Below are 25,865 nucleotides of genomic sequence, written 5' to 3'. Positions count from 1 at the left end.
CCCTCCGGCCCCCGGCGGGCGCGCCCCCCCCGCGGGGGCTCGAGCTCCCCCGCGGGGCCCCCCCCCCGCTCCCCGCGCCCCCCCCCCCCACGCCGTGTGCACCTGCGGATTCATGGGGGGCGCGGCCACGCCGGGGGCTGAGGTCGGGGCCGTCCCTGTCCGGCGCGCCCTCGGTCCCGCGCCGAGACATCGGCCGCTGCGGGCGGACACGTGCCGCGTCCCGTTCCCGCGGGGCGCGGCCGCGCGGGCCCCGTCGTACCGCGGGCAGTCACGCCGACCGGGGCGACGGAATCTCCCGGAGGACCACCAGGCCCTCCGGTCGCGGCGACGCCGGCACGGCTCGGGGCGGCACGCGCCGCGGCCTGCGTCGCTCCGATCGCTCCGCCGTCTTGGGGAGCCGAGAGAGTCGTGCCGACCGCGGCGACACGGGTCCCCGGCTCTTGCAGCACCGGGAGTCGGGGGAAGGCGGGCGCGGTCGGCGCCTGGCTCCGCGCCCGCCCGCCGACGGCGACGCCCGGCCGGCGCGTCACAGCGCCGTGACCGCCGCCGCCGTCACCGCGAGAGCCAGCACGGCCAGGGTCGTACGGAGGTAGTGCCACCGGCGCCACAGAGGACGCGGGTCCTCCCAGTCGGCCGGGATACGGGCGGGGTCGGCGATGGACTTCACCCGCCGGTTGATGGGCACGTTGCACAGATGGGACACCCCGGAGACCCCCAGCAGCAGCACCGCGGCGACCGCGAACAGCGCACGCGCCACTCCGTGGCCGACCACCGCGAGCACCGTGTTGACCAGGGTGCTGCTCAGCACGATCACCGGCATCGTGGGATCCCAGTTCCGCCCTAGCAGCTTGTGCGCGTACACGTACGTTCCGGTCTCCATCGCGAACAGCGCCGGAAGCACGCTCAGCGCCACGGCGAACAGCACCCCCGCCGTCACGCCGCTGCCCACCAGGGCGGCTACCCCGAGGACGCCCTCCAACACGGTCATGACGTGCCGGCCCCCGCCGGGTGGGTGTCCACGGTGAGCTGGGCGATCGTCCGCATGGTCGCGTCGCGGAAGTGTGCGGCGAACCCCTCGGGCGTCGTCGTGTCGGCCTTCCGCGCCTCGGCGAGGTACGGCGCCAGCTTGGTCTCCAGGATGTGCACCCCCTTCTGCGCGGCCATGTGCCGGCCGATCGCCGCGAAGTCGCCCTCGTAGTGGATGACTCGGACGAGGACGTCGTCCTTGATGAACACGCCCGTGCCGAGCAGCCGCCCGGCCGCGTCGCCGTCGTCACCGGCGAAGTCGGGCCTGTCGACCCGCTGGAAGCCGGCGAAGATCTCGGCGATCTCCTCCTCGTGACCGGGTTTCACCCGGTAGGTGATGGCGGCGTACGGCATTACATTCCTCCGTCTACTTCGATGGTGGTGCCGGTGACATAGGCGGCCGAGTCCCCGGCCAGGTACAGCACGGCCCCGGCGACGTCCTCGGGACGGCCGAGGCGGCCGAGTGCGGTCAGCCCGGTGAGACGGGCGACCAGTTGCGGCGGCAGGCCCTCGTCATCGGTCTCGGTGACGCCGGGCGCGACCAGATTGACGCGGACGCCCCGGCCGCCCAGTTCCTTGGCGAGCGCGCGCGTGAAGCCGACCAGTGCGGCCTTGGACGCGCTGTAGTGCACGCCCATCGGACGTCCCCGCAGGGCCACCGACGCGCCGATGTTGACGATGGACGCGCCCTCGCCGAGCAGGTCGAGTACGGCCTGGGTGACCAGGTAGGCCGAGGTGGTGTTGTGGTCGAGGACGCGGTGCCACTCGTCCTCGGCCAGCTTCTCGAACGGGATGTGTCCGTCGACGCCTAGGTTGTTCACCAGCACGTCCAGGCCGCCGAAGCGGTCGCGGACCGCGTCGGCCAGTCGTTCGGCGCCGGGGCGGGCGGTCAGGTCGCCCGCGACCAGGGTGAAGTCGGCGCCGAGCGCGGTCAGTTCGCCGGTGAGCCGGTCGGCGGCCTCGCCGTCGCCGCGGTGGGCGACGGCGAGGCGGGCACCGGCCCGGGCGAAGGCCAGCGCCGTCGCCCTGCCGATGCCGCGAGTGCCTCCGGTGACCAGCACCCGCCTGCCCTCCGGAAAGGAGCCCGGCACACTCGTGTGCCTCCCGGGCGCAGCGGTCATCGGACCGCCCCGGCCCTCGGCGCGACCGCGATCATGTTCAGCAGCATGCGCGGAGTCTCGGCCTCGGCGACGGCGTCGTCGTCGAGAACGATGCCGTACTTGCGGTTGATCACGCTGGTGACCTGCAGCAGCGCAAGGGAGTCGTAGCCGAACTCCAGGAAGGGGGTGTCCAGGGCCTCCTCGCCCTCGAACTCCATGCCCTCCTCCGGAGCGCCGACGCATTCGAGGAGCAGCTCGCCGAGCTCGGCCAGGGTGATGTCGCTCACGATGGTTCCTTTCGGTGGTCCTTCGGCAGGGTGTGGGGACTGCGGGGAAGCTGGTCGGAGTGGCCGGTGCGGTCAGTACTGACTGGCCAGCAGCCGGGTGCCGCCCGGGGACGCACCGACCGGGTCGAGGTGGGGTGAGGAGTCGAGCACCGCACGGTGCAGATGCTCGATGCCGGGCGAGGGGTCGAGACCGAGGCTCTGGTTGAGCGCGGTCCGCAGCTGCCGGTACACCTCCAGCGCATCGCTGCGCCGGCCCGCGCGGTACAGCGCGAGTATCAGCTGCTCGTGGAGGCCCTCGTGCAGCGGATGCCGGGCGGCCAGTCCGGAGAGCTCGCCGACGAGCTCATGGTGACGGCCCAGCCTCAGGTCCGCCTCGATTCGGCCGTGAAGAACGCTCATCCGTGACTCGTCGAGCCGGGTGGCCTCCACCTCGAGGAGCGCCCCGCACTGCACGTCCGCCAGTGCCCTGCCGTGCCACAGGGCGAGCGCACGGCCGAAGTACGACGACGCCTCGGCCCAGTCGCCCTGTTCCAGGGCCCGGTGGCCGACCGACGCCAGGGCGTCGTACTCGCGGGCGTCGATGAGCCCGCCCTGGGTGTCGAGCCGGTAGCCGCCCGGCTCGGTCACGAGCACGCTCTTGGCGCCGTGCGGCAGTTCGGCCTCCTCCTCGCCGAGCGCCGCCGCGATGACGTGGCGGATCTGGAGGATGTACGTCTGCAGCGTGGTCTGCACGCTGCGGGGCGGGCTCTCCCCCCACACCTCCTCCACCAGGGAGGCGACGGAGACGACCTCGTCGGCCTGCAGGGCGAGCAGCGCGAAGACCTTGCGCGGCTTGACGGCGGTGAGGTGCACCGGCACCCCGGCGAGAGTGGCCCGGAACGGGCCGAGGACGCTGATGTCCATCCGCAGAACTCCTTCGGGAAGATGTGGTCAGCCGGCGGTCACCGGCGCCGCGGAGCGCAGCGCCTGCCCGACGGCTTGCGGCACCTCACGCCCGCGGACGAAGAAGTGCGCGCCGGGGACGGTCCGCAGCCGGAAGCCCGCGCCGGTCAAGTGCTCCCAGGCGCGTACCTCCTCCACCGTCACCATGCGGTCGTCCCGTCCGGCGAACGCCCGGACGGGACACGGCAGCGGGTGGACCGACGCGACGCGCAGACCGCGGGCCAGCAGCAGGTCGGCCCGCAGCGTCTCGAGGGTGTTACGGAGCCAGTCCGGCCGCCGCAGCAGCACCTCGGGCATGCTCTCCTCGTCCGCCATCGCCTCCATCAACTGCTCGTCGGTGAGGCCGTCCAGGTCGGCCCGGTCCAGCAGGTCCGAGGGCAGCTGCGGGGCGCTGCACGCCCCGACCAGCAGCAGCCGCGGCGGACGCAGCCCGGCCGCGACCCGGTGCAGGGCGAACCGGTAGGCGACCAGCGCGCCCATGCTGTGCCCGTAGAGGGCGTACGGCTCCTCCAGCAGCGGCCCGAGGTCCTGCTGGAGCTCCTCGACCAGTTGCCCGGCGTCGGTGATCCGCGGCTCGCGCAGCCGTGTCTCCCGTCCCGGCAGCCGCACCGCCAGAACGTCCACGTCCGGTCCGACCCGTTGCCGCCAGCCGGCGAAGGCCATGGCGCCCGCGCCCGCGTGGTGGAAGCACAGCAGCCGAGTCCCGGCCCCGTGGGCCTTCGGCCGCACCGCGAGGTATCGATGCACCCGTACCCTCCTTCGGTCCCGCACCGCTCGGCGGGTGCGGGGCTCCGAGAGTCACCGCACCACCTGGAAGGCTGCTCAACGCCCGCTCGACCGGGGATCGGGTACGACGGGCAGCAGTGGACGGGCCCCGGCGGACTCGCGGCCCCCGAACCCGGGGTCGTACACCGCGGCGCTGACCGTGTACGAGTCGTCCACGAGCCAGCTGTGGAAGGACCACTCCCAGCCCGCCCCGGGGGTGCCGTCGGGCCGCAGCATCTGCACCTGCCGGTCCTCCGGCGTGAAGCCGAACTCGGTGAAGCGGAACCTGAGGCCCTGTCCGATGGCCTTGCTGTAGGCCTCCTTGAGCGTCCACAGGCGCACCAGTTCGCGGTTGCGCAGCTCGCCCGGAACGCTCTCCACCGCCTCCAGCTCGTACGGGGTGCACACCTGCCGCTCGGTGCCGAGGCCCAGCATCCGGCGGTCGGCGTTCTCCGCGTCGACGCCGATGCGGCCGTTGCGGGTGAGCCCCACCACGAGCAGTTCCTCGGTGTGGCTGATGCTGACATCCAGCTGGTCCACACCGCGCAGATGGGGGCGGCCGCCGGGCTTGTAGGCCAGTTCCAGTTCGTCCGGCGAGGTGCGCAGCACTGCCGCGGCAGCCGACTTCAGCAGCAGCCGGGAGGCGACGAAGCGGGACCGGTTGGGGACGTGGTTCATCTCCGACAGCCGCTTGTGGTCGCGTCCGAGGGCGGCCGCGAGGCCGGGCCACTCCAGGTCGTCGGGCAGCCAGTCGGCCACGGCCGCGTAGACGACCGACGTACCGGAGGACTCGACCTCGCGGCGTACCGGCAGCCATGAGTCCGCGGGACCGCGGTTGCGCAGCGGCCTCATCACGCCACCGGCAGCCCGGTCATGCGCTCCAGCCGGTCGGCCAGCGCGCCGAGTGTCCGGACGCCGAGCAGCAGGTCGGGCAGGGACACGTCGCGCAGCGCCGGGAAGCGTGTCTCCAGACGGCCCTTGAGCTGCAGCAGCATCACCGAGTCGAAGCCGAGGTCGTGCTGGAGGTGCTGTTCGGGGGTGAGCCGGGCGGGCGGCCGGTCGAGCGTCCGTGCCGCTTCCTCCACGAGCACGGTCAACGCCGCTGCGGTGTGGTCCATGGGTGTGCCTCTCTATGTCTCTTCATCGGCCGATCGGGGTGGCGTACAGGTCGTAACTGCGGGCGTCGTCGAAGCGGTCCAGCACCTCGGTGAGCAGGTGTTCGGCACCGGTTTCCGGGGCGCGTACGGCGGTTCGGTCCAGCCGGCCCACGATGCGGGCCAGCGCCATGGCGGCCCAGGCCGGGTCGGCGAGCAGCCCGCCGCCGCCCGGGCCTGCGCCGTGGCGCCATACGCCGAGGCAGGCGGCTCCCGCGGCGATCAGCGCATAGCGGTCGGCGAGCGCGTAGACCCGCGGGCTGAGGCCGCCGGCCGGCGGGCGCCCCGCGAGGTGCACACAGTCCTCGCGCAACAGCCGTAGTTCGGTGGCCAGTGCCTCGGCCGCCTCGCCCAGCGCCCCGGCGAACTCGCCGTGCGCGGCGCGGGCGCTGCGCACCGTGGCGGGCAGCGAGGCCAGCAGCGAGTCCCCTTCGGCGGGCAGCGTCAGCTCGTCGGGGCGCACCGGCGGCAGGTCGGGGTCGTGCGGGCGGAACAACCGGTCACAGGCGTCGGACGACCCCGGTGACCCGGCCGGGTCGGGCACCCGCAGCAGGTGTTCGATGATGGCCGACCTGCTGGCGGCGGTCCCGGCGCTGCCGAGTCCGATCATCGGCAGGTCCCGGGCCGCCTTCTGGAACATCCCGTAGCTGCCGGTGGTGGCGTACGACTCGGCGCCGAGGACGACCGACAGGTCGTACACCATCTCGGTGAGGATCGTGGGCAGCAGGTACTTCACGACCGCGCTCAGGGTGCGGCTCTCGCGCGGCAGCAGGTGTACCCCCCGGGTGGCGACCAGTGAGAGGCAGTCGCACACCAGCAGGTCGGCGAAGGCGTCCACGAGCGCGGACCGGGTACGTGCGCTGTGCAGCGAGGCACGGCTGCGGGCGCGGTGCGCGCGGGCGAAGGCGACGGCGGTGCGCAGCGCGGTGTCGGCGCAGCCCAGCGCCATCGAGGGGCCGGTGCTGCGGGTGACGGGGAAGGCCCGTTCCGCGAGCCGCGCTCCACCGCCCTCGGCGCCGAGCAGCCGGTCGGTGCCGATGCGGTGGCCGGTGAACTCAAGGCCCTGGATGACGCAGCCGCGGATGCCGCTGGTGCGGCGCCTGGGCAGCAGGCCGACCCCGGGGCCGGCCGCCCCGGGACCGGGGAGCAGGAACGCCGTATGGGCGTCGTCCCCGGCCTCGGGGGTGTGCGCGAACACGACGAGCGAGTCGACGCGCGCGGCGTTGTTGAGGGCCTCCTTGCGGCCGTCGAGCTTGTGGCCGCCGAAGACCCGGGTGGCGGTGAGCCGGTTGTGCAGGAAGTCGTTGCCGGGGGCGGGCTCGGGGTAGGCACCGGCCATCCGGCCGCCGGACAGCAGCAGTTCGGCGGTCCCCCGCCGCTGCTGCCCGGTGCCGTCGGCCCACACGATGACCGCCGCCAGGTACGAGGTCATCCCGTAGCCGAGCCCGAGGGCCGCGTCCCGGCGGAAGACCGCCCGGAGCACCCGGGCGAGCACGTCCAGCCGGTCGAGCCGGCCGCCCAGCTCGCGCGGGACGAACTCGGCGTTGAGCCCGAAGTCGTCGAGCAGCCGTTCGCCCGCGGGCAGCAGGCGTTGCCGTCCGTCGGCGGCGAGGAAGTGATCCGCGCCCAGGGGGTTGCCGGGGTCGTCGAGATCACCGAGCTCGTTTTCGAGCCGCGCTATACGCTCCAGCACGGCCCACTCGGCGGGCTCCGCCCTGTTCACCATCGTGGTCATGGCTGTCTCCGTCCTCGATCCGTCCCGCTCGAGCCCCTGCCTAACCGGCGTGACTCAAGAGGCCCTCAAGTTCTCCCAGGCAGGCTCCGGAGAGTCCTGGGCGACCGGCCGGCGCGGTACGGGTTTGCCGGCGGCGTCGAAGTCGACGCCGCCCAGCCACATGCCGCCGTAGGCGACGAGCGCATACCAGACCGGCCTGACCAGGCGGTCGACCGCGAGGCGGGCGAACGTGCGCCCGGTGTCCGCGGTGAGCCGGCCGACGTCGTCGGTGATGGTCATGAACGTCCCTTCCCTTCGGTTGTCCCGGCGGTTCGCCGGGAGAAGGAGGGTCCTCGCACGGGCTCGGCGGGTCCTCGAGGAACCCTCGTGACCGCCGGTCCCGAGTGGCGTTCGAGTGGGATTCGAGCGACGCCTGGTCGACTTGGGGAGCGCATACGCAAGGGGGCGAGCGTGCACGCGGGAGATTCAGGAGGGGAAGGTGAGCCGGACCGATGCCCCAGCGTGATCTCCTGGACCGGGTGACCGTCGTGCAGCGATTGACGACAGCGGACCCCGGCGAGGCGCCGACGGCCGCCGTGCGCGCCTACGCGCGCCACCGCGAGGGCCTGAAGGGCTTCGACGGCGGGATCACCCTGCGGCTGCTCGGACCGGACAGCGGATTCGTCCGCCTGGACCAGTGGCGCGGGATGGACGCGCTGCTGCGGGCGACGCACGACGAGAGCTTCCTGCCGCATCTCGCCACGGTGACGGAGCTGACCGAGATCGAACACGAACTCTGCGTGAGCGTGGGCCACATGCCCGACGCGGTGCCGCTCACCGAGGCGGCGCGCCTGGTGCTGATACGCGCCGTGGTGGCCGGCGAACCGGCGCGCTTCGAGGTGGACTTCGGCGCGCTCGTCGGCCAGTGCGTGACCGCCGAGGGCTACGGCGGCAGCGACCTGCTGCGCTCGGTGGTCGATCCCCGCGCCTATACGGGCATCCTGTGGTGGCGGACCCCGGAGGCCTGCGCACGGGCCCTGGCAACGTCCGGCTACCTGGACCGCCGCTCCAAGCTGCCCGGCGCGGCCGAGGTGACGGAAGTCCAGGCCGGCCCGCTCGAGCACGGGTGACGCCGCGCCCCGCGGGCGGCCGCAGGCCATCAGCCGCGCCGTCGCACCTGCCCGGCCGCGACCGGGCGCCCAACCGCGGCACGGGGTACCGGCTCAGGGAAGCGGCGCACCGATCCACGAGCGGCTCTCGAGCGGCCGGGGCCAGCCTCGGCCCATGGAATCCCCCCTGTCCCTGGCCATAGTCCGCGGCCACCCCACCCCGGAGGAACTCGCGGCGGTCACCGCGGTGTTGCTCGCCCGCCTCAGGCACACAGCAGGTCACGACGGTGCCCCCGACGAAACGACCGGTGCCTTCGACGAACCTGCGGGGCGGGCCCGCTGGGGCGCCGGACGCCCCCGCCCCCGACCGCCGGTCGGCTGGTCCCGCGCCTGAGCCCGCCCCCGCGTGGGCAGCCCGCGTCGAGCTTGCCTCTAGGAGTCGCGCCTTACGTTCGGAATCAGGATGGTTCCGGGCGCACGAAGACGGGTCGGGCGCCCGCACCGACGATCTGCCAGGGGGACCCCGAATGACCGAGCACCAGACCTTCGTCGAACTGATACGCGACAGAGTCGAGGAGACCCCGGAAGGCGAGGCACTGCTGCTGCTTCCGGAGAGCGACGAACGCGGACGGCCGAGCCCGGTCTCGTACCGCAGCCTGGACGCCTCCGCCCGGGAACTCGCCGGCTGGCTCCAGACGCGGGGCGCCCTGGGTGAGCGGGTGCTGCTGATGCACACCTCGCGTCGCCAGTTCGCCGTGTCGCTCCTGGCATGTCTGTACGCCGGTGCCATCGCCGTCCCGGCCCCGCCCACCGGCGGCGGCCGTCACCACGCCGTCCGGGTGGCGGGCATCGTCAAGGACGTGGCGCCCTGCGCGATGTTCACCGACGCCGCGCAGGCGCCCGACGTCTCGCGGCTGCTGGCCGCCTGCGGGTACGGTTCCGTGCCCTGCCTGGCCGCCGACGCGGTGCCCGTGCGCAGCCCCTGGCGGATGCCCGACCTGTCCCCCGACACGGTCGCCTACCTCCAGTACACCTCGGGCTCCACCGGCACCCCGCGCGGCGTGGTGGTGACCCACCGCAACCTGCTCGCGAACCTGCGGGCGATCGACGAGACCCTGGGGACCGCGCCGGGTGAGCGGATCGGCGGCTGGCTGCCGTTCCATCACGACATGGGTCTGGTCGGCCAGTTGCTGCTCCCGCTGTGGCTGGGCGGCACCTCCGTGCTGCTGTCACCCGAGGCGTTCCTGAAGCGGCCGGCGCGCTGGCTGGAGGCGATCGGCCGGTACGGCATCACCGTCAGCGGCGCCCCGGACTTCGCCTACGAGCTGTGCGTGCGCCGGGTGACCGACGAACAGCTGGCGGGGCTGGACCTGTCCGGCTGGCGGACAGCGGTCACAGGAGGCGAGCCCGTCTCCGCCACGACGTGCCGGACCTTCGCCGAGCGGTTCGCCACCGCCGGGCTCCGCCCCGGGGCGCTGATGCCCTGCTACGGGTTGGCCGAGGCGACGTTGCTGGTGTCCGGCGAGCGGACCGGCACGAGCCCGGAGATGCGGGCCGTGGACGGCGCGGCACTGGAGCGCAACACGCTGCGGGAGCCCGGCGCGGGCCGCCCGGAGCGGACGCTGGTCGCCTGCGGCCGCCCGGCGGGAGGCGAGGTGAGGATCGTCGACCCGCAGTCGCTGCATGTGCTGCCGGACGGCGGTGTCGGGGAGATCTGGGTCCGGGGCGCCGGGGTGGCGGGGGGCTACTGGCGCGACCGGTCCGCTACGGCCGAGACCTTCGAGGCCGTGACCGCGGACGGCGAGGGCGGATACCTGCGCACCGGCGACCTGGGCACCGTCATCGACGGCCGGCTCCATGTCACGGGCCGGCTCAAGGACATGATCGTGTTCGCGGGCCGCAATCTGTACCCGCAGGACCTGGAGCACGCCGTGCAGCGGATCAGCTCGCTGTTCGGCACGGGCACCGCCTTCTCGGTGCCCGGGGAGCGCGAACGGATCGTGCTGGTACAGGAGTTGCGCACGCACAAGCGGTACGACCTCGATCTCGCCGGAATCGCCGCCGACGTGGGGCGGTGTCTGGCCGAGGAGTTCGAGGTCAGCGTGGACGGAGTGCTGCTCGTACGGCCGGGCACCATCCGGCGCACGACCAGCGGGAAGGTCGAGCGGGCGGCGACGCGCCGGCTCTTCCTCAACGGCGGGATCCAGCCCCTGTACCAGCGGCTCGACGAAGAGTTGGTGCCCGCGGCCGAGCGGCGGTCCGGCACGGCGGGCAGGCGGTGAACGTGTCCGAAAGGAGCAGAAGGTGAGCGGATCGGGGCGAGGTCTGCCGGACGAGCAGGGCTATGTCGAGTGGCTCACGGAGCGGGTCGCCGAGCACGTCCGCCGGGAAGTACGCGAGGACATGCCGCTGATCGAGTGCGGTCTGGACTCCGTGGCGCTTCTTGGCCTGTACGGCGACGCGGAGGAGGCGTTCGGCCCGCTGCCCGACCATCCCGTGGAGGTCTGGGCGTACCTCACGATCCGCAACCTCGCCCGCCGGCTGGCCGACCGGGACAGCGCGGCGCGGCCCGACGGCCGGATCCATACCGCCTTCGTCTTCACCGGACAGGGCCCCCAGCACCCGTGGATGACGGCGGGACTGCACCGGCACTGCACGGCCTACCGGCATCACCTCACCGAGGCCGACGAGGCGCTGGGGCCTCATGTCGGCCGTTCCGTCGTGGAGTTGGTGCTCGAAGGGGACCCGCTGGTCCACGAGACCGCGCTCGCCCAGCCCGCGCTGTTCGCCGTGGGGTATGCGCTGGCCATGACCCTGCTGGAGGAGGACGTGCGACCGGTGGCCGTGCTGGGGCACGGTATCGGGGAGTTCGCGGCGGCCACCGTGGCCGGGGCGCTGCCGCTGGCCGCCGCGGCTGAACTGGTCGCGTCACGGGGCTCGTTCATGCAGCAGTTGCCGGCGGGCGGCGGCATGATGGCGACCTGCGCCAACCCCTTCGAGGCAGCCGAGGCGACGACGATGGAGCCCGGGGTGTCCATCGGCGCGATCAACGCGGCCCGGGCCACCGTGCTGTCGGGCGACATCGCGGGCCTGGAGCGGGCATGCCGACGGCTCGCGGACATCGGTATCGCCAGCACTTTCCTGAAGGTGACGCACGCCTTCCACTCACCCCTGATGGAGCCCGTGACGCCGCGCTTCGAGGCGCTGGCCCGCCGGCTGCCCACCGCGGCGCCCGAGATCCCGTTCTACTCCACGGTGTACGGCCGCGCGTACGACGGCCCGCTGGACGCCGCGTACTGGGGCCGGCAGATCACCTCACCGGTGAGGTTCGCCGACGCGGCCCGCGCCCTGCTCGGCGCACAACGCCCCACCCATGTCGTGGAGATCGGCCCCAAGGCCGTCCTCACACCGTTCCTGCGCCGCATGGGCGGCAGAAGGGGTCCCCGCTGCCTGACCATGTGCCGAGGCCCCCACACCAACGCGGTCGACCTGGCGGGCACCCTCTCGGCCCTCAACGCGGGGCCCCTGGCGGAAGACGAGGGGACAACGGCGCGATAGCGAGCACAAGGAGCGCGGGGAACCCGCGGCAGGCCGCACACCACCTGTCACCCACCGCCGGACGCCCACGGCGTCCTACGGAACCCACCCCGCCTCCTCGGCGATCCGAATGGCGTCCACCCGGTTGCGGGCGTGCAGCTTGTCGACGATGGCGGTCAGATAGTTGCGGACCGTCCCCGGAGTCAGGAACAGCTGCTCGGCTATCTCGGCCGCGTCGGCCCCTCGCGCCGCCAGCCGCAGCACCTGCGTCTCACGTGGCGAGAGCGGGTTGTCCGGCGCCTCCCAGGCGGTGAGGGCAAGTTCGGGGTCGACCACGCGCCCGCCCCCGGCGACGGTCCGCACCGCCTGCGCCAGCCGGTCCGGCGGCGAGTCCTTCAGTAAGAAGCCGGAGACCTGCGCCGCCATCGCACGGCGCAGGGTACCGGGGCGGCCCAGGCTGGTGAGGATCAGGCTGCGGCACTCGGGCAGCTTGGTGCGCAGTTCCGCCGCCGCGGTGAGCCCGTCGGTGCCGGGGAGGTCGATGTCGATGACGGCGACGTCGGGGCGCACCTCCAGCGCAGTCTTCACGATGAGGTCGCCCCGGTCCACCGAGGCGACCACCTGCAGGTCCGATTCCAGTTCCAGCAGCGCCACCAGCGCTCCGCGGATCATGTGGACGTCCTCGGCGAGCAGAACCCGCACCGACAGCATTCGTTCCCCCTTTTCCCCCGGAAGTCCCCCCGGAAGTTCCGCCGGACAACTCGCAGGCGCGCCTCAGCCCACGGACGCGCCGGCCGGACCGTCGGCGGTGACGGGTTTCACGGGCGCCTCGGCCACCAGCCGGAACCGCCCGTCCTCGGCGCTGCACGCGGTCAGCCGGCCGCCGATCTGGCCGAGCCGGGTGCGCAGGTTCCCCAGCCCGCTGCCACTGGCGCCACCGGCGAGCCGGGGCGTCCGCTGCGGCACCACCCCGTCGTTGAGCAGCGTCAGCCGCACCATCTCCCCCTCCACGACCGCCGTGATGATGCATGACTGGACCTTGCTGTGCCTGAGGATATTCGTCACACCCTCCCGAAGGGCAGTGGCGAGCACCGTATCCACGAGCGGATGCAGTCTCCCGCAGCTGATGTCCAGTTCGACCCGGACGTCCGCCACCGCCATCACCTCGGCGACCGAGGCCGCCTCGGCCTCCAGCGACATCTCCCGGTAGCCGCTGGCCACCAGCCGTACGTCGGCCAGGGCCTGGCGGGAGACGCCGAGCACCCCGGCGACCTCCTCCCGCGCCCGGTCGGGGTTGGCGGGGATGAGACGGTGGATCAGCTCACTCTTCAGCGTGATCGTGGACAGGCTGTAGCCCAGCAGGTCGTGCAGGTCGCGGGCGAACCGCAGCCGCTCCTGCGTCACCGCCATCCGGGCCATCTCAGCACGCGTGGCGTGCACTTCGCGGACCAGGTCGGTGAGGCGGGTCAGTCCGTAGACGACCAGTCCGGTCAGCGCCGTGGAGATGGTGAAGTAGCCCAGCTCCAGGGGGGGTACGCGCTCGGACGCCGACCAGGCGAGGATCGACAGAACCACCGCGCCGTAGCACGTCCAGGCCAACCGCGCAGGTAAGAGCAGGAGAATCGATCCGCCCAACGGGCCGGCCATGCTCCCCCAGGCGACGCCGAACCGCACCATGGGCACGTAGGTGAGCAACGCCTGGATGCACAGTGCGAGCACCCGGCGGCGGGTGGACCACTGCCGGGCGCTGGACGACGCGACCATGAACTGCACGGCGTAGAGCACCAGCACCGCACCCAGGCAGACGCCGAGCAGAGCTCCGGTCGGCACTGCGTCCTGGACGTTCAGCATCGTGATGACGCCGAAACCAGAGATGACGGTGATGCTGATGCCCTGCGCCAGTCGCGGCGCCGGCACCTCCGATCGGTCCCCCAGCCGTCTCGCCCCGGTCACAGGGCTCCGCATCACACATTCCCCCAATCCGGATCCTCCCCCGCCCGAACGCGGAGCGCGCCTCCAACTTGGCCGGAAACAGCACCGGTTGAGACCCGCCCCGCGCTGAATCCATGTGTGGGATTCGGGAAGATCTGTGGCTGAACTATAGGCCGTAACAACACGACCAAGGGGATGTCTGACGAATGCAGACGTACTAGACGGGGAGGGGGACGGTGTTCAGTTCCTCGAACGTCGGGGGACGCTCCCGATGGCCGAGATGCACCGGCACGTCGTACAACCGTCCCGGCCCGAATCTGGCGTAGAACGGTCGTAGTCCGGGTACCACGACCTTCACCACCGGAATACCCACGTCCGGCCGGGTCTGGTCGAGGACCAGCAGGTTCATCCCGTGCCGGGTCACCAGCGCGCGGATGTGTTCGATGTCCGCCAGCAGGTCCTCGCGCCGCCGGTAGTCGGGCCAGTCGCCGGGCCCTCGTGCCGACTGCCCTGGATCCGGGCACAGTTGGGGCTGGGCGAGCGCGGTGCCGCCGGGCATCGGCTGCGGCGCGGGCAGCAGCTGCGCCGCCTCGGTCAGGGCCCGCCGCAGCGCCGCCCGCGGGTCGAAGTGCGCCCCGAAGCCGCACACGAAGTCGGGCTCCGCGTCGCCCGCGGGTCTGGACACCGCGGCGATGACCGGTACGCCGAGATCGGTGGTGAGGTCGAGCGCCTCCACCGTACGGCCGGCCCTGCCGAACGCGTCCCGCAGCCCGGCGAGCCATGGCTCGTCGAACGCGTCGAGGTCGACAGCAGGCAGCCGCAGCCGGTTGTACCACCACACCGCCACCGCGTCCCGCTCGACCAGCTCCAGGAAGCCCTGCACCACGGCGTCCTCCGTGCTGCTGCCCGCCGCGTTGCCGTTGGAGTCGGCCCACAGGCCGTCGGCGGCGCCGCAGGGCGTGGTGTCGAAGTAGAGGGTGGAGGTGGGCAGCAGCCGCTGGGTGCCCTCGGTGAGCGACCACAGAGGTGTCCAGTCGGTGGGCGCCGCGGTGTCGAAGGGCCGGCCCACCTGATGGAAGGGTCCGTGCGCGGCGTTCCAGCGGTCCCGCTCGGCGTACTGGCGCTCGTGGAACAGCTGGTACGTGTTCGGGTGGACGGCCCGGTCACCCAGCCCGGCCCAGCTGTCCCTGATGGTCAGTTCGTCGCCCTGCCGGGACGCGCAGTACCGTTCCACCGCCTCGCACAGCGCGCTGGCCTGCGCCTCCGCCGCCGTGACGCCCTTGCCCCCGCTGCGCGCCCGAAGCACCCGGCGCACCCCGGCCGCCGAGTGCGCGCGCAGCGCGAGATTGTGGCCGGAGTCGTAGGCGTGCAGCCCCTCGGGCAGCCCGGGCAGCGGCCGGATGTCGGTCACGATGCCGGTGAGCTGCCCGACGAGGTGGCGGTTCCGCTGGAGCATCTGCTCGGCGGACAGCGCCCTGTCGTTGCTGCCGCCGCCGGCCGCCTTGGGCCGGGAGACCAGCACCACCGGCCGCCGGGTCCGCTCGGCCACCAGCGCGGGGTCTCCGCAGTCCGGGCACTGCGGGCGCCGGGTCACCGGGTGGTGCGTGCTGCGCAGCGTGAGGCTGTCCAGGGCGCACACCGCCTGCTGCTCCGGACACCTGATCCCCGCCAGCCACTTGGACGCCTCCAGGACGGCGCTGTGCAGTCCCAGCGCCCGTACGGCGGTGAGCGACGACGCGGGCCGGGGCACCGGGCCGTCCAGCCCGAGCGCCCGCTGCACCTCCAGCTCCGCGCACCGGTGGGCACGCAGGCGGTGCGCCAGACAGCTCCAGCAGGGCCCGTCGCGGTCCGGCGTGAGCACCGGGCCGGTCCACGGCTCGGCGCCGTACGGCTTGGCCAGCAGCCAGGGCCGCCCCTGGCCGCGCAGCCGCGCGGCCAGGCAACGGAGCCCGGGGTGCAGATAGTCCTCGCACAGCACCAGCGCGAAGGGCGCGTCGGCGTCGGCGTGGACAGTGGTGAGGCCGGCCGCGCGGCACACCGCGTGCGCCTCGTCGCCGTCGACGTCGCCGACGGTGATCAGCGCCACCGGGGTGCCCCGGACCTGTTTCTCGGCCGCGGCGCCCTCGAGACCGGCACGGTCCCAGTAGGCCTCCGCGGACCGGCCCTCGGCACCGGCGTCCTCCGCGCGCCGGCCGTCGGGCCGGTATCCGACCAGGTTGGCCTCGGCCAGACACCGCACCAGACGTCCGGCCTCGGCCACGGGCATCGCCGCCGCGGCCTCCCGCAGCAGCTGGGGGAGCGTGCGGCTGCCGTCCAGCAGGGAAGCCAGGGTCTCCACCCCGGCCCCCCGGACCGCCGTCACGCCCTGGTCCGACCACACGAACACGGCCTCCCCGGGGACCGCTTCGGCCCGCACATGGCGCTTGAACGCCACGAAGGGGCCGGGGGCGGGACGTTCCACCCCGCTCACTCACTGATCCCGGCGACGGGTCCCGGGGCCCAGCAGACGCACCAGCGCGCCCGGGCCTCGGCCCCGACGCCGCTGAGTATCTCGACGCCCGGGCCCCCGTCGACCACGCTCTCGGCCTCGCGGGCCGACAGCCCGAACTCTCTGAGGACGGCCTCCGGGTCCGCGTCGAGGCGCCGCGCGAGCTCCGGCTCCAGTCCGGTGCGCGCCGCAAGCTCGGCGAATCGGAGGACTTCTGCTGCGACGTTCATTGAGGGCTCCTTGTGATGAACGTGTCCGGGAGCGATGAATCCCGGACGAACTGATCCGAGACGAACGAAGACGACACGTACGCACTCACACGAGCGAACACGAGACGGGTCGAACGCAGTTGCCTTGCCTCGAACACCCGTCGGTGTGTGCTTCGAGAGTCTGGGGCGGACCACGCCGTGGTCGGCAGTGCCACGTTCACGGGAGACCCATGAGATTTTCATGATTGAGCGCATGCGCGACTCACTGGGCCGGACGGGTCCCCGGGTGCGAGTCTCGATGACCGGACTCCGAACGGGCCGCCACGGGAGTACCGGGCGGCCGTGCCCAAGGGGGAGAGACACATGGAGATCAAGGTCCTGGGCTCGCTCACCGCGCACGAGCGTGGGGTCCCGGTGGTGCCCAGCGCCGCCAAACCCCGTCAACTGCTGGCCCTGCTCGCCCTGCACGCCGACCGCGTCGTCGCCGTACCCACGTTGATGGAGGAGATCTGGGGCGAGAACGTCCCCCGCAGCGCCTCCACCACCCTGCAGACGTACATCCTCCAGCTCCGCCGCAAGATCGCCGCCGCCCTCGCGGACGATCCGCCGCTGGACGCCAAGGACGTCCTGGTCACCCGGCTCGGCGGCTATCTGCTCCGGGTCCAGCCGGGCCAGGTCGACGCCCATGAGTTCGAGCAGCTCTCGGACAGCGGGCGCACCGCCTTCGAGCTCGGCGACTACCGCACGGCCTCGGACCTGCTGCGCCGCGCGCTGGCTCTGTGGCAGGGCCCGGCCCTGGTCGACGTACCGGTCGGCGCTGTGCTGGAGTTGGAGGTGCTGCGACTGAACGAGGAGCGCACCACCGCCCTGGAGCGGCGCATCGAGGCGGACCTGCGGCTGGGCCGGCACGCGGAGGTGGTGCCCGAACTGCGGGTGCTGGCCGCACGCCACCCCCTCCACGAAGGCTTCTGCGCCCAGCTGATGCGTGCCCTGCACCGCACCGGCGGCAGCTGGCGGGCGCTCGAGGCCTACCAGCGGCTGCGCGGCACGCTGGTGCGCGAACTGGGCCTGGAGCCCTGTGCCGCGCTTCAGGAACTGCACCAGGCGGTTCTCTCCGGCGACCCGGACCTGACCCTGCACCCGGCCGCGGCGGACTGACCGCCGCGGCCCGGGGGGCGGTCGAGCCGTTCTCCAGGCGACGTGCCGAAGGCTTTGAGGCCCCGCCCCTACGGTGGCGCAATGACGACCTTCGACGAACTGCTCGCCCTCGCCCCGGAACCCGATCTGCGCCGTTCCACCGACGAGTTGAAACGGCTGAAGGAAGAACTGAGCCGGGGCCCCGACCCCGAGGCCACCCGGCGTCAGCACGCCAAGGGCAAGCTCACCGCGCCGGAGCGCCTCCGTCTCCTCTTCGACGAGGGCACCTTCACCGAGATCGAGCCGCTGCGCCGGCACCGCGCCACCGGTTTCGGCCTTGAGGACCGCAAACCGCACGGCGACGGTGTGGTGATCGGCTGGGGCCTGGTGCACGGCCGCACGGTCTTCGCCTACGCCCACGACTTCCGGGTCTTCGGCGGCGCCCTCGGCGAGGCCCACGCCCAGAAGATCCACAAGGTGATGGACCTGGCCGAGGCGGCGGGCGCGCCCCTCGTCGGGCTCAGCGACGGCGCCGGTGCCCGGATCCAGGAGGGCGTCACCGCACTCGCCGGATACGGCGGTATCTTCCGGCGCAACACCCGCTCCTCCGGGGTGATCCCGCAGATCAGCGTGATCCTCGGTCCGTGCGCGGGCGGCGCTGCGTACTCGCCGGCCCTCACCGACTTCGTGTTCATGGTGCGCGGCACCTCCCAGATGTTCATCACCGGGCCGGACGTGGTCCAGGCCGTGACCGGCGAGCGGATCACCCACGACGGGCTCGGCGGTGCCGATGTGCACGCGGCGCTCTCGGGCGTGTCCGGATTCGTCCACGCCGACGAGGCCGAGTGCCTCTCCGACGTCCGTCATCTGCTGTCCCTGCTGCCGCAGAACAACCGCGAGCTGCCGCCCGTCGCGCGCAGCGGCGACCCCGCCGACCGGCGCACCGACGCGCTGGCCTCTCTGGTGCCCGCGGACCCCCAGCAGGCGTACGACATGCGCGCCGTGATCGAGGAGATCGTCGACGACGGCGACTTCTTCGAGGTGCACGAGGCGTGGGCGCGCAACGTGGTGTGCGCGCTCGCCCGCCTGGACGGCCACGTCGTGGGCCTGATCGCGAACCAGCCCGCCGCGCTCGCCGGCGTACTGGACATCCACGGCTCGGAGAAGGCCGCCCGGTTCGTGCAGACCTGCGACGCCTTCAACATCCCCCTCGTCACCCTGGTCGACGTGCCGGGATTCCTGCCGGGCGTGGACCAGGAGCACAACGGGATCATCCGGCACGGCGCCAAGCTGCTGTACGCGTACTGCAACGCGACCGTGCCCCGGATCTCTCTGGTGGTCCGCAAGGCCTACGGCGGCGCCTACATCGTGATGGACTCCCGCTCGATCGGCGCCGACCTGTCCTTCGCCTGGCCGACGAACGAGATCGCGGTGATGGGCGCGGAGGGCGCGGCCAACGTGGTGTTCCGGCGGGAGATCGCCGCCTCCGACGACCCGGAGGCCACCCGGGCCCGGCTCATCAAGGAGTACAAGGCGGAGCTGATGCATCCGTACTACGCCGCCGAGCGCGGGCTCGTCGACGATGTCATCGACCCGGGCGAGACGCGCGCGGTGCTCGTCCGGTCGCTGGCCATGCTGCGCGCCAAGAACGTCTCCCTGCCCGAGCGCAAGCACGGCAACCCGCCGATGTGAGGCACCAACGACCGCGGCCCGCCGCACCCGGCCGCAATGCCGGGTGCGGCGGCGTCACCTTCACCGCCCCGGACGGCGCGGTCACCGTCGCCCGCCGTGCGGTGAACGCTGCCCGGGTACAGCTGCCCCATCGACCGGCTGCGGGTGGCGGCGATCGCGGCGGCCACCGCCGACCCGCTCCGCTTCGGCCTCACGCCGGAGAAGGTCCTCGGCACCGCACGCGCCTACGGTGCAACCACACCCGGAAATGAGCCGGTTGCTCATCCGGCTGCACATCGCTCCCCGGGCGTGCCCCTCGCGCTCCCACCGCACGCCTGACGCGCCCCGAATGCGCCCCCGTTCGCACGGCAGGAAGTCACCGTCGGCGAAGTCAGGTTAGGCTCACCTCTGTGAGTACGTGCACGACCGCGTCCCGGGACCTCGACGAGCCCCTCGCGGGGACCGCGGCGACCGCGAAGACCTGGCTGCTCCTGGAACAGCCCGGCCCCTGGGGTGCCAAGGCGCTCACATCGAGCCACCTGGACCCGGCGCTCGGCCGCGCCCTCGAAGCGGCCGCCGAGGGCACCGGCGTGCGGATCGCACTCATCCGCCGCCCCGGCCGGCACGCCGACTGCGGTACTCCCGCGCTACGCCAGGTGTATGCGGCCCACACAGTTCCCGGAAAGGTGTGGCTGCGCTCCGCCACGACCTCCGTGCCGGAACGGTTGCTCGACCTGGATTTCGCGGCGCTCGGCATGGGCGACCCACACACCTTCGACGCAGCACTTCAGGGGCGGGCCCACACCGGCGACCCGCTCGCGCTCGTCTGCACCAACGGCAAGCGGGACCGTTGCTGCGCCCTCCTCGGCCGCCCGCTCGCGACCGAGCTGTCCGCCTCCGGAGTGGACGGCGTCTGGGAGGTCACGCATCTCGGCGGCCACCGCTTCTCGCCCACCGTGCTCGTCCTGCCGTTCGGATACGCATACGGGCGGGCCCAGGCTCCGCACGTCAAGGAGGTCCTCCAGGGGGTGCGCGAAGGGCGGGTCGTGGTCGAGGGCTGCCGTGGCGGTTCCGCCTGGGAGCGGCCCGCACAGGCCGCGGAACTCGCGGTGCGCACGGCGGCGCGCGAGTACGCCGCGGACGCGCTCACCGTCGTCCGCACGGACGGTGCCGCACCGCGCTGGGAGGTCAGCGTCGCCCATACGGACGGCCGTGTGTGGCGGGTCCTCGTGGCGCAGGGCGCCTGTCTGCCGCCGCGCCCGGAGAGCTGCGGTTCGGTGCTGGGTTCGCCGGCGCGGATGGACGTCGTGTCGGTGCGGGAGCTGCGTACGGCGGGCCTCGCCGCCCCCGCGCCCTGCTGAGGCGCAGGCGAAGGCCTGCGCGGCGGCGCACGGGCACAGCACTGGTCACAGCCCTCGCGGCTCCCCTCTGGAGATCCACGCCACACCCCCTACGGCCGGGCACACCCCTCCCCGTACCGTCGTACGCATGAGCCCCTCTCCCCCTGCGCGACGACGACGGCTCGGCATGCCGCGGCGGATGTTCTCGCAGCTCCTGCTGATGCAGCTGACGATCGCCGCAGGGGTCGCCGTGCTCGCCACCGGGCTGTTCCTGGCCCCGCTCAGCCATCTGCTGGACGACCAGGCGATGCGCCGGGCCCTCGCGATCGCGCAGACCACGGCGGCCCAACCGCAGATCGCCGAGGATCTGCAGTCGACGCCGGCGTCGCCCTACGGGCCCGTGCAGGCCGAGGCGGAGCGCATCCGCAGGGCCAGCCATGCCGAGTACGTCGTGGTGATGAACATGAACCACGTGCGCTGGTCGCACCGGGACCCCACGAAGGTCGGCGATCCCGTCTCGACCGACCCGAGCGAGGCTCTGGCGGGCAAAGAGGTCATGGAGATCGACAGCGGCACCCTGGGCCGCTCGGCCCGCGGCAAGGTGCCACTGCGCGACGCGCACGGCACGATCATCGGCGCGGTCTCCGTGGGCATCGAGTACGACAGCGTGCGGGCCCGGCTGATCCACGCGATCCCGGGGCTGTTCGCGTATGCGGGTACGGCCCTGGCGATCGGCGCGCTGGCCGCGTACCTGATCGCGCGCAGGATCCAGCGGCAGACCCGCGACCTCGCCTTCTCCGACATCTCGGCGCTGCTCGCCGAGCGCGAGGCGATGCTGCACGGCATCAGGGAGGGTGTCGTGGCCCTGGACCGCAGGGACCGGGTGCGCCTCCTCAACGACGAGGCGCAGCGTCTGCTGGGCATCGGTGACGAAGCCGTCGGCCGGTCCCTCGACGAGGCGCTCGGCGAGGGCCGTACGACCGACGTGCTGGCCGGACGCGTCACGGGCACCGATCTGATCACCGTGCGCGGTCACCGCGTCCTCGTCGCCAACCGCATGCCCACCGACGACGGCGGCGCCGTCGCCACCCTGCGCGACCGCACGGAGCTGGAGCAGCTCGGCCGTGAACTCGACTCCACGCGCGGTCTGATCGACGCCCTGCGGGCCCAGGACCATGAGCACGCCAACCGTATGCACACGCTTCTGGGACTGCTCGAACTGGAGATGTACGACGACGCAGTGGAGTTCGTCGGGGAGGTGGTCGGCGACCACCGGGCCACCGCGGAACAGGTCACCGAGAAGATCCACGACCCTCTGCTGGCAGCCCTGCTGGTGGGCAAGGCCACCGTCGCCGCCGAGCGCGGCGTGGCCCTGTGGATCGCGGACGGGACACTGATGCCGGACCGGTTGATCGACCCGAGGGGGCTGGTCACGATCGTCGGCAATCTGGTGGACAACGCCCTCGACGCGGTCGCGGGCACGCCGCACGCGCGCGTGGAGGTCGCCTTGCGTGCCGAGGGGCGTACGGCGGTCCTCAAGGTGCGGGACACGGGGCCCGGCATCCCCGCCGACCGGCGGGAGCTGATCTTCACGGACGGATGGTCGACCAAGCAGCCCCCGGCGCACGGCAAGCGCGGAATCGGTCTGTCCCTGGTGCGCAGGCTCGCCGAACGCCAGGGAGGCAGCGCCCGCGCGGGCGACGCGGACGGCGGGGGCGCTGAGTTCACCGTGGTGCTGCCGGAGGCACTCGAGGAGCCCGCCCCGGGGGCGCAGCCGGTTCCCGCGGCCGGCCGGGACCTCGTCTCCGCTCAGGAGGCACCAGCAGGCCAGGGACCGCCCCTGGAAACATCTCTCCCGAACTTCGAGGAGGACTCGCGATGACCCGGCCGATCGAAGTACTGGTCGTGGACGACGACACCCGGGTCGCACGGGTCAACGCCGCCTACGTGGAGAAGGTCCCCGGCTTCCACGTGGCGGGCCAGGCGCACAACGCGGCCGACGCGCTGCACCGGATGGAGACGCTGCCTCATCTGGACCTGGTGCTGATGGACCACTACCTGCCCGACGACACGGGGATCGCGGTCGTCCAGGAGATGCGCCGGCGCGGCCACCAGACCGACGTGATCATGGTGACGGCTGCCCGAGACGTCCAGACCGTGCAGGCGGCCATGCGGCACGGCGCACTCCAGTACCTGGTCAAACCGTTCGCCTTCGCGGGCCTGCGCGCCAAGCTGGAGGCGTACGCCGTACTGCGCCGCACCCTCGACAGCGGCGGCAAGGCCGAACAGGCCCAGGTGGACAGGATCTTCGGCGCCCTTTCGGCGGGTTCGGAGCCGGGGCTGCCCAAAGGCCACTCCCCCACCACGGCAGACCTCGTACGCAGCGCCCTGGTGACCGCCGAGGGTCCGCTGTCCGCCCTGGAGATCGCCGAGCGCACCGGGCTGAGCCGCCAGACCGCCCAGCGCTATCTGAAGCTCCTGGAGCGCACGGGACGGGCCACGCTGACCCTGAAATACGGCGACGCGGGCCGCCCGGAGCATCGCTACGTCTGGGCGACCCGCGCCTGAGGTCACGGTCGGTCGGTTCAGCCCTTGGCCTTCTTCACGAACTCCGTGGTGTACGTCTTGCTCAGGTCGATGGTGGCGTTCTTGATGTTGGGGTTGAACGCCTTGAGGACCTTCTCGACCGTCTCCGGGCCGTTCTCGGGCATCACGCCGTCCGTGGTGAACATCGGCAGCGTGCTCTTGATGGCGCTCGCGTAGAGCGTCTTGTTGCCCTGGGAGTAGTCGGCGGGCATCTTGGCGGCGATCTCGGTCGCGCTGTGCTCGGACATCCACTTCAGGGTCTTCACAAAGGCGTTGGCCAGCTTCTGGACCGTGTCCTTGTGGCTGTTCACCCAGTCCGTCTGCATGTAGAGACTGGACGACGGGTACGGGCCGCCGAGCGCGTCCTGCGACCCCTGCGGCGTCCGCATGTCGATCAGCACCGCGCCGAGGTTCTTCTTGAGCACGTTGGCGACGGTCGGGTCCGTGGTCATTCCGGCGTCGATGGACCCCTGCTGAAGAGCGGCGATGAACGTCGGACCGGCGCCGACGGCGACGGGGCTGAACTCACTGACGTTCACACCGTTCTTGACCGCCAGGTACTTGGTGAGGAAGTCGGTCGAGGAGCCGAGGCTCGTGATGCCGAGCTTCTTGCCCTTGAAGTCCTTGGGCGACGTGATGTCCTTGGCGCGCTTGTCGGAGACGATCTCCACTTCGCCGGGCGCCTGCGAGAACTGCACCACGGACTGAACGCTCTTGCCCTTGGTCTGCAGGTCGAGGGTGTGGTCATAGAAGCCGACGGTCCCCTGGACCTGTCCGGCGACGAGCGCGGTCTCGGCCTGCACGCCCGCCGGCTCGCTCAGCAGTTCCACGTCGAGCCCCTCGGCGTCGAAGTAGCCGAGCCGCTGGGTGAGCATGGCGGGCAGGTAGATGACCTTGTCCAGGCCACCGACCATGATCTTGACCTTCTCGCCCTTGCCGTCGCCCTTGCTGCCGGATCCGGACGCGGCGGTGGTGGCGGCGTCGTTGGCACAGGCGGTGAGCGAGGTGACGGCGAGCAGGCCGGCCGCGGCGAGGGAGGCGATTCTGGCGGACTTGCGCATGGCGGTTCACGTCCTTGTGAGAGGGCGGTGCGGGAAGTGAGAAACAGGTGCCCCGAGGGGCATTGAGCGGGGGCCGTCCGGTGCCCCCGGCGCCCGGGGGGGGCGATCGGCGCGTGGAAGAGGCCTGTCAGTGCCCGGAGTCCGACGGCTTCCAGCGGAAGATGCGGCGCTCGGCGAAGGTGAGCAGCCCCTCGGCCGCCAGCGCGACGACGGCGAGGATGACCATCGCGGCGTACACACCGGCCGCGTTGAAGGTGTTCTGGGACTGGGCGACCAGCAGGCCGATGCCCTTGGTGGCACCGATGTACTCGCCGACGATGGCGCCGATGAGCGCGAAGCCGAAGCTGACGTGGAGGCTGGTGAAGATCCACGATGTGGCCGACGGGATGACGACCTGAAGGGTCACACGGCGGTCGCCGGCGCCCAGGATGCGGGCGTTGGACACCAGATTGCGGTCGACCTCGCGGGCACCCTGGAAGGCGTTGAAGAACACCGGGAAGAAGACCAGGACGATGGCCGACGCGATCTTGGAGGCCGGTCCGAGCCCGAACCAGATCACGAAGATCGGGGCGAGGACGATCCTGGGTATGGAGTTGAGCACCTTGATGTAGGGACCGAGGAGATCGGCGAGGAAGACGATCCGCCCCAGCGCGATACCGAGCAGCACACCGGCCACCACACCGATGACCCAGCCGAGCAGCGCCTCCTGGAGCGTGACCCAGATCTGCTCGCCGAGCGAGCCGAACGCGGTGCCGTGCATGACCCAGGTGTTGATCTGGTCCCAGATCTTCGACGGCATGGAGAAGTTGAACGGGTCGATGACCTTGGCCCGTGACAACGCTTCCCAGAGGCCGAGCAGGGCGACCAGCAGCAGCACGCGGCCCAGTGTGATGACGGCCTTGCGTCTGCGGACGGCACGCGCGCGTGAGTGGGCGCGGTCGGGCTTGGCCGTGTCGACCGCAGACGGCGCGGAGATGACTTCAGGCGACATGAGCGGCACCCCTCTCGCGCGTGATGCGGACCTCTTCGCCCAGGGACTCCCAGATCTCGCGGTAGATCTCGATGAACCGCGGCTCGAGGCGCACCGACTCGACCTTGCGCGGCCGCGGCAGGTCGATCTCGAAGACCTGCTTCACCGTCGCGGGCCCGGCAGTCATCACGACGACCTTGTCGGCCAGCGCGATGGACTCCTCCAGGTCGTGGGTGACGAAGACGACCGAGGCGCCCGTGCCCTCCCACAGCTCCAGCAGCTCGTCCGACATCAGCGCCCTGGTCTGCACGTCGAGCGCCGAGAAGGGCTCGTCCATGAGCAGGATCTCGGGGTCGTTGACGAAGGTGGCGGCGAGGGCGACACGCTTGCGCTGGCCGCCGGAGAGCTGGTGGGGGTAGCGGTCCTCGAAGGCGGCGAGCCCGACCCGGGCCAGCCACTCGCGCGCCTTCTCCTTGGCCTCCGCCTTGGGCACACCGCGGAAGCGCGGGCCCGCCATGACGTTGGACAGGACCGTGCGCCAGGGGAACGTGGCGTCCTGCTGGAAGACGAAACCGACCTTGTCCCCGACTCCGGCGACCGGCGCGCCGGCCACCAGGACCTCGCCCTCGGAGGGCTCCTCCAGACCGCTGACCAGGGTCAGGGTCGTCGACTTGCCGCACCCGGTGGGTCCGACGACGGCGACGAACTCGCCGCGCCCGATGGTCAGATCCAGGTCCCTGACGGCCGTGTGCAGACCCCCTGACGGGGTCCTGAAAGCCTTGCTCGCGCCCCGCAGCTCAATGGCGGGGCTGGTGTCTGCGTTCATGGCCCGGGACC

26 protein-coding genes are annotated in these 25,865 nt (G+C 72.2%); 9 read left to right on the top strand and 17 right to left on the bottom strand.

Going from position 1 to position 25,865, the window contains the following annotated elements; genetic code table 11:
• Positions 1–526 precede the first annotated feature (526 nt).
• The 10 genes from ABT186_RS10090 to ABT186_RS10045 all read right to left on the bottom strand — a co-directional run bounded on the left by ABT186_RS10090 (position 527) and on the right by ABT186_RS10045 (position 7,288).
• A complete protein-coding gene (locus tag ABT186_RS10090) occupies positions 527–988 on the bottom strand; it encodes an anthrone oxygenase family protein (RefSeq protein WP_351234599.1) in 462 nt (153 codons plus the stop codon).
• Positions 985–1,380: a SchA/CurD-like domain-containing protein gene (locus tag ABT186_RS10085; protein WP_351234597.1), complete on the bottom strand. Its 396-nt coding sequence runs from the start codon at positions 1,378–1,380 to the stop codon at positions 985–987. The genes ABT186_RS10090 and ABT186_RS10085 overlap by 4 nt, the downstream gene beginning before the upstream one ends.
• The gene (locus ABT186_RS10080; protein ID WP_351234596.1) at positions 1,380–2,147 is read right to left on the bottom strand and encodes an SDR family NAD(P)-dependent oxidoreductase; all 768 of its coding nucleotides are present in this window, start codon (positions 2,145–2,147) and stop codon (positions 1,380–1,382) included. The genes ABT186_RS10085 and ABT186_RS10080 overlap by 1 nt, the downstream gene beginning before the upstream one ends.
• On the bottom strand, positions 2,144–2,413 hold the full coding sequence (locus tag ABT186_RS10075; RefSeq protein ID WP_351234594.1) for an acyl carrier protein: 270 nt from the start codon (positions 2,411–2,413) through the stop codon (positions 2,144–2,146). Before ABT186_RS10075 ends, ABT186_RS10080 begins: the two co-directional genes overlap by 4 nt.
• 72 nt (positions 2,414–2,485) lie before the next feature.
• Positions 2,486–3,316 (bottom strand): AfsR/SARP family transcriptional regulator, encoded by an 831-nt coding sequence (locus ABT186_RS10070; RefSeq protein ID WP_351234592.1) that lies wholly within the window; start codon positions 3,314–3,316, stop codon positions 2,486–2,488.
• A 27-nt stretch (positions 3,317–3,343) separates the two neighbouring features.
• A complete protein-coding gene (locus tag ABT186_RS10065) occupies positions 3,344–4,102 on the bottom strand; it encodes a thioesterase II family protein (RefSeq protein ID WP_351234590.1) in 759 nt (252 codons plus the stop codon).
• A 75-nt stretch (positions 4,103–4,177) separates the two neighbouring features.
• Positions 4,178–4,972 (bottom strand): 4'-phosphopantetheinyl transferase family protein, encoded by a 795-nt coding sequence (locus tag ABT186_RS10060; protein ID WP_351924447.1) that lies wholly within the window; start codon positions 4,970–4,972, stop codon positions 4,178–4,180.
• Positions 4,972–5,238 (bottom strand): acyl carrier protein, encoded by a 267-nt coding sequence (locus ABT186_RS10055; RefSeq protein WP_351234587.1) that lies wholly within the window; start codon positions 5,236–5,238, stop codon positions 4,972–4,974. Before ABT186_RS10055 ends, ABT186_RS10060 begins: the two co-directional genes overlap by 1 nt.
• Positions 5,239–5,260: 22 nt before the next feature.
• A complete protein-coding gene (locus ABT186_RS10050; protein ID WP_351234585.1) occupies positions 5,261–7,009 on the bottom strand; it encodes an acyl-CoA dehydrogenase family protein in 1,749 nt (582 codons plus the stop codon).
• Between the two features lie 54 nt (positions 7,010–7,063).
• Complete coding sequence (locus tag ABT186_RS10045) at positions 7,064–7,288, bottom strand: hypothetical protein (protein ID WP_351234583.1); 225 nt, start codon at positions 7,286–7,288, stop codon at positions 7,064–7,066.
• Between the two features lie 212 nt (positions 7,289–7,500).
• Here ABT186_RS10045 and ABT186_RS10040 point away from each other — a divergent pair, with 212 nt between their 5' ends.
• The 4 genes from ABT186_RS10040 to ABT186_RS10025 all read left to right on the top strand — a co-directional run bounded on the left by ABT186_RS10040 (position 7,501) and on the right by ABT186_RS10025 (position 11,655).
• Positions 7,501–8,118 carry a hypothetical protein gene (locus ABT186_RS10040; protein WP_351234581.1) on the top strand — a complete coding sequence of 206 codons (618 nt, stop codon included), beginning with the start codon at positions 7,501–7,503 and terminating at the stop codon, positions 8,116–8,118.
• A 154-nt stretch (positions 8,119–8,272) separates the two neighbouring features.
• Positions 8,273–8,491 carry an acyl-CoA carboxylase subunit epsilon gene (locus tag ABT186_RS10035; RefSeq protein WP_351234579.1) on the top strand — a complete coding sequence of 73 codons (219 nt, stop codon included), beginning with the start codon at positions 8,273–8,275 and terminating at the stop codon, positions 8,489–8,491.
• A gap of 133 nt (positions 8,492–8,624) precedes the next feature.
• Entirely contained in the window at positions 8,625–10,379 is a 1,755-nt protein-coding gene (locus ABT186_RS10030; protein ID WP_351924445.1) for a fatty acyl-AMP ligase, read from the top strand.
• Between the two features lie 22 nt (positions 10,380–10,401).
• Complete coding sequence (locus ABT186_RS10025; RefSeq protein ID WP_351234575.1) at positions 10,402–11,655, top strand: acyltransferase domain-containing protein; 1,254 nt, start codon at positions 10,402–10,404, stop codon at positions 11,653–11,655.
• A 75-nt stretch (positions 11,656–11,730) separates the two neighbouring features.
• On the opposite strand, the gene ABT186_RS10020 is transcribed toward ABT186_RS10025, so the two are convergent.
• The 4 genes from ABT186_RS10020 to ABT186_RS10005 all read right to left on the bottom strand — a co-directional run bounded on the left by ABT186_RS10020 (position 11,731) and on the right by ABT186_RS10005 (position 16,284).
• Positions 11,731–12,345 (bottom strand): response regulator transcription factor, encoded by a 615-nt coding sequence (locus tag ABT186_RS10020; protein WP_351234573.1) that lies wholly within the window; start codon positions 12,343–12,345, stop codon positions 11,731–11,733.
• 63 nt (positions 12,346–12,408) lie between these two features.
• Positions 12,409–13,551, bottom strand: a complete 1,143-nt coding sequence (locus ABT186_RS10015; protein WP_351234571.1) for a sensor histidine kinase — start codon at positions 13,549–13,551, stop codon at positions 12,409–12,411.
• Positions 13,552–13,783: 232 nt separating this feature from the next.
• The gene (locus ABT186_RS10010; protein ID WP_502973164.1) at positions 13,784–16,027 is read right to left on the bottom strand and encodes a TOMM precursor leader peptide-binding protein; all 2,244 of its coding nucleotides are present in this window, start codon (positions 16,025–16,027) and stop codon (positions 13,784–13,786) included.
• Between the two features lie 5 nt (positions 16,028–16,032).
• Positions 16,033–16,284 (bottom strand): hypothetical protein, encoded by a 252-nt coding sequence (locus ABT186_RS10005; protein ID WP_351924443.1) that lies wholly within the window; start codon positions 16,282–16,284, stop codon positions 16,033–16,035.
• Positions 16,285–16,626: 342 nt separating this feature from the next.
• On the opposite strand from ABT186_RS10005, the gene ABT186_RS10000 reads away from it, so the two are divergent.
• The 5 genes from ABT186_RS10000 to ABT186_RS09975 all read left to right on the top strand — a co-directional run bounded on the left by ABT186_RS10000 (position 16,627) and on the right by ABT186_RS09975 (position 22,979).
• On the top strand, positions 16,627–17,421 hold the full coding sequence (locus ABT186_RS10000) for an AfsR/SARP family transcriptional regulator (protein ID WP_351234566.1): 795 nt from the start codon (positions 16,627–16,629) through the stop codon (positions 17,419–17,421).
• Positions 17,422–17,502: 81 nt separating this feature from the next.
• The gene (locus tag ABT186_RS09995; protein WP_351237947.1) at positions 17,503–19,092 is read left to right on the top strand and encodes an acyl-CoA carboxylase subunit beta; all 1,590 of its coding nucleotides are present in this window, start codon (positions 17,503–17,505) and stop codon (positions 19,090–19,092) included.
• Between the two features lie 389 nt (positions 19,093–19,481).
• Complete coding sequence (locus tag ABT186_RS09985; RefSeq protein ID WP_351924441.1) at positions 19,482–20,432, top strand: ferredoxin family protein; 951 nt, start codon at positions 19,482–19,484, stop codon at positions 20,430–20,432.
• Positions 20,433–20,559: 127 nt separating this feature from the next.
• On the top strand, positions 20,560–22,293 hold the full coding sequence (locus ABT186_RS09980; protein WP_351924439.1) for an ATP-binding protein: 1,734 nt from the start codon (positions 20,560–20,562) through the stop codon (positions 22,291–22,293).
• Positions 22,290–22,979: a response regulator gene (locus tag ABT186_RS09975; RefSeq protein WP_351236128.1), complete on the top strand. Its 690-nt coding sequence runs from the start codon at positions 22,290–22,292 to the stop codon at positions 22,977–22,979. The genes ABT186_RS09980 and ABT186_RS09975 overlap by 4 nt, the downstream gene beginning before the upstream one ends.
• A 17-nt stretch (positions 22,980–22,996) precedes the next feature.
• Here the strand turns inward: ABT186_RS09975 and ABT186_RS09970 are convergent, their stop codons facing one another.
• The 3 genes from ABT186_RS09970 to ABT186_RS09960 form a co-directional block, all read right to left on the bottom strand.
• Complete coding sequence (locus tag ABT186_RS09970; protein WP_351236126.1) at positions 22,997–24,058, bottom strand: ABC transporter substrate-binding protein; 1,062 nt, start codon at positions 24,056–24,058, stop codon at positions 22,997–22,999.
• Positions 24,059–24,185: 127 nt separating this feature from the next.
• Positions 24,186–25,049 (bottom strand): ABC transporter permease, encoded by an 864-nt coding sequence (locus ABT186_RS09965; protein WP_351236124.1) that lies wholly within the window; start codon positions 25,047–25,049, stop codon positions 24,186–24,188.
• The gene (locus tag ABT186_RS09960; RefSeq protein WP_351924437.1) at positions 25,039–25,854 is read right to left on the bottom strand and encodes an ABC transporter ATP-binding protein; all 816 of its coding nucleotides are present in this window, start codon (positions 25,852–25,854) and stop codon (positions 25,039–25,041) included. Before ABT186_RS09960 ends, ABT186_RS09965 begins: the two co-directional genes overlap by 11 nt.
• Positions 25,855–25,865: the final 11 nt, after the last annotated feature.

This window comes from Streptomyces sp. NPDC001634, assembly GCF_040298185.1.
Taxonomy (GTDB): domain Bacteria; phylum Actinomycetota; class Actinomycetes; order Streptomycetales; family Streptomycetaceae; genus Streptomyces.
Note: the sequence above shows the minus strand (reverse complement) of the source record. Positions and strands in the feature narration are given on the sequence as shown.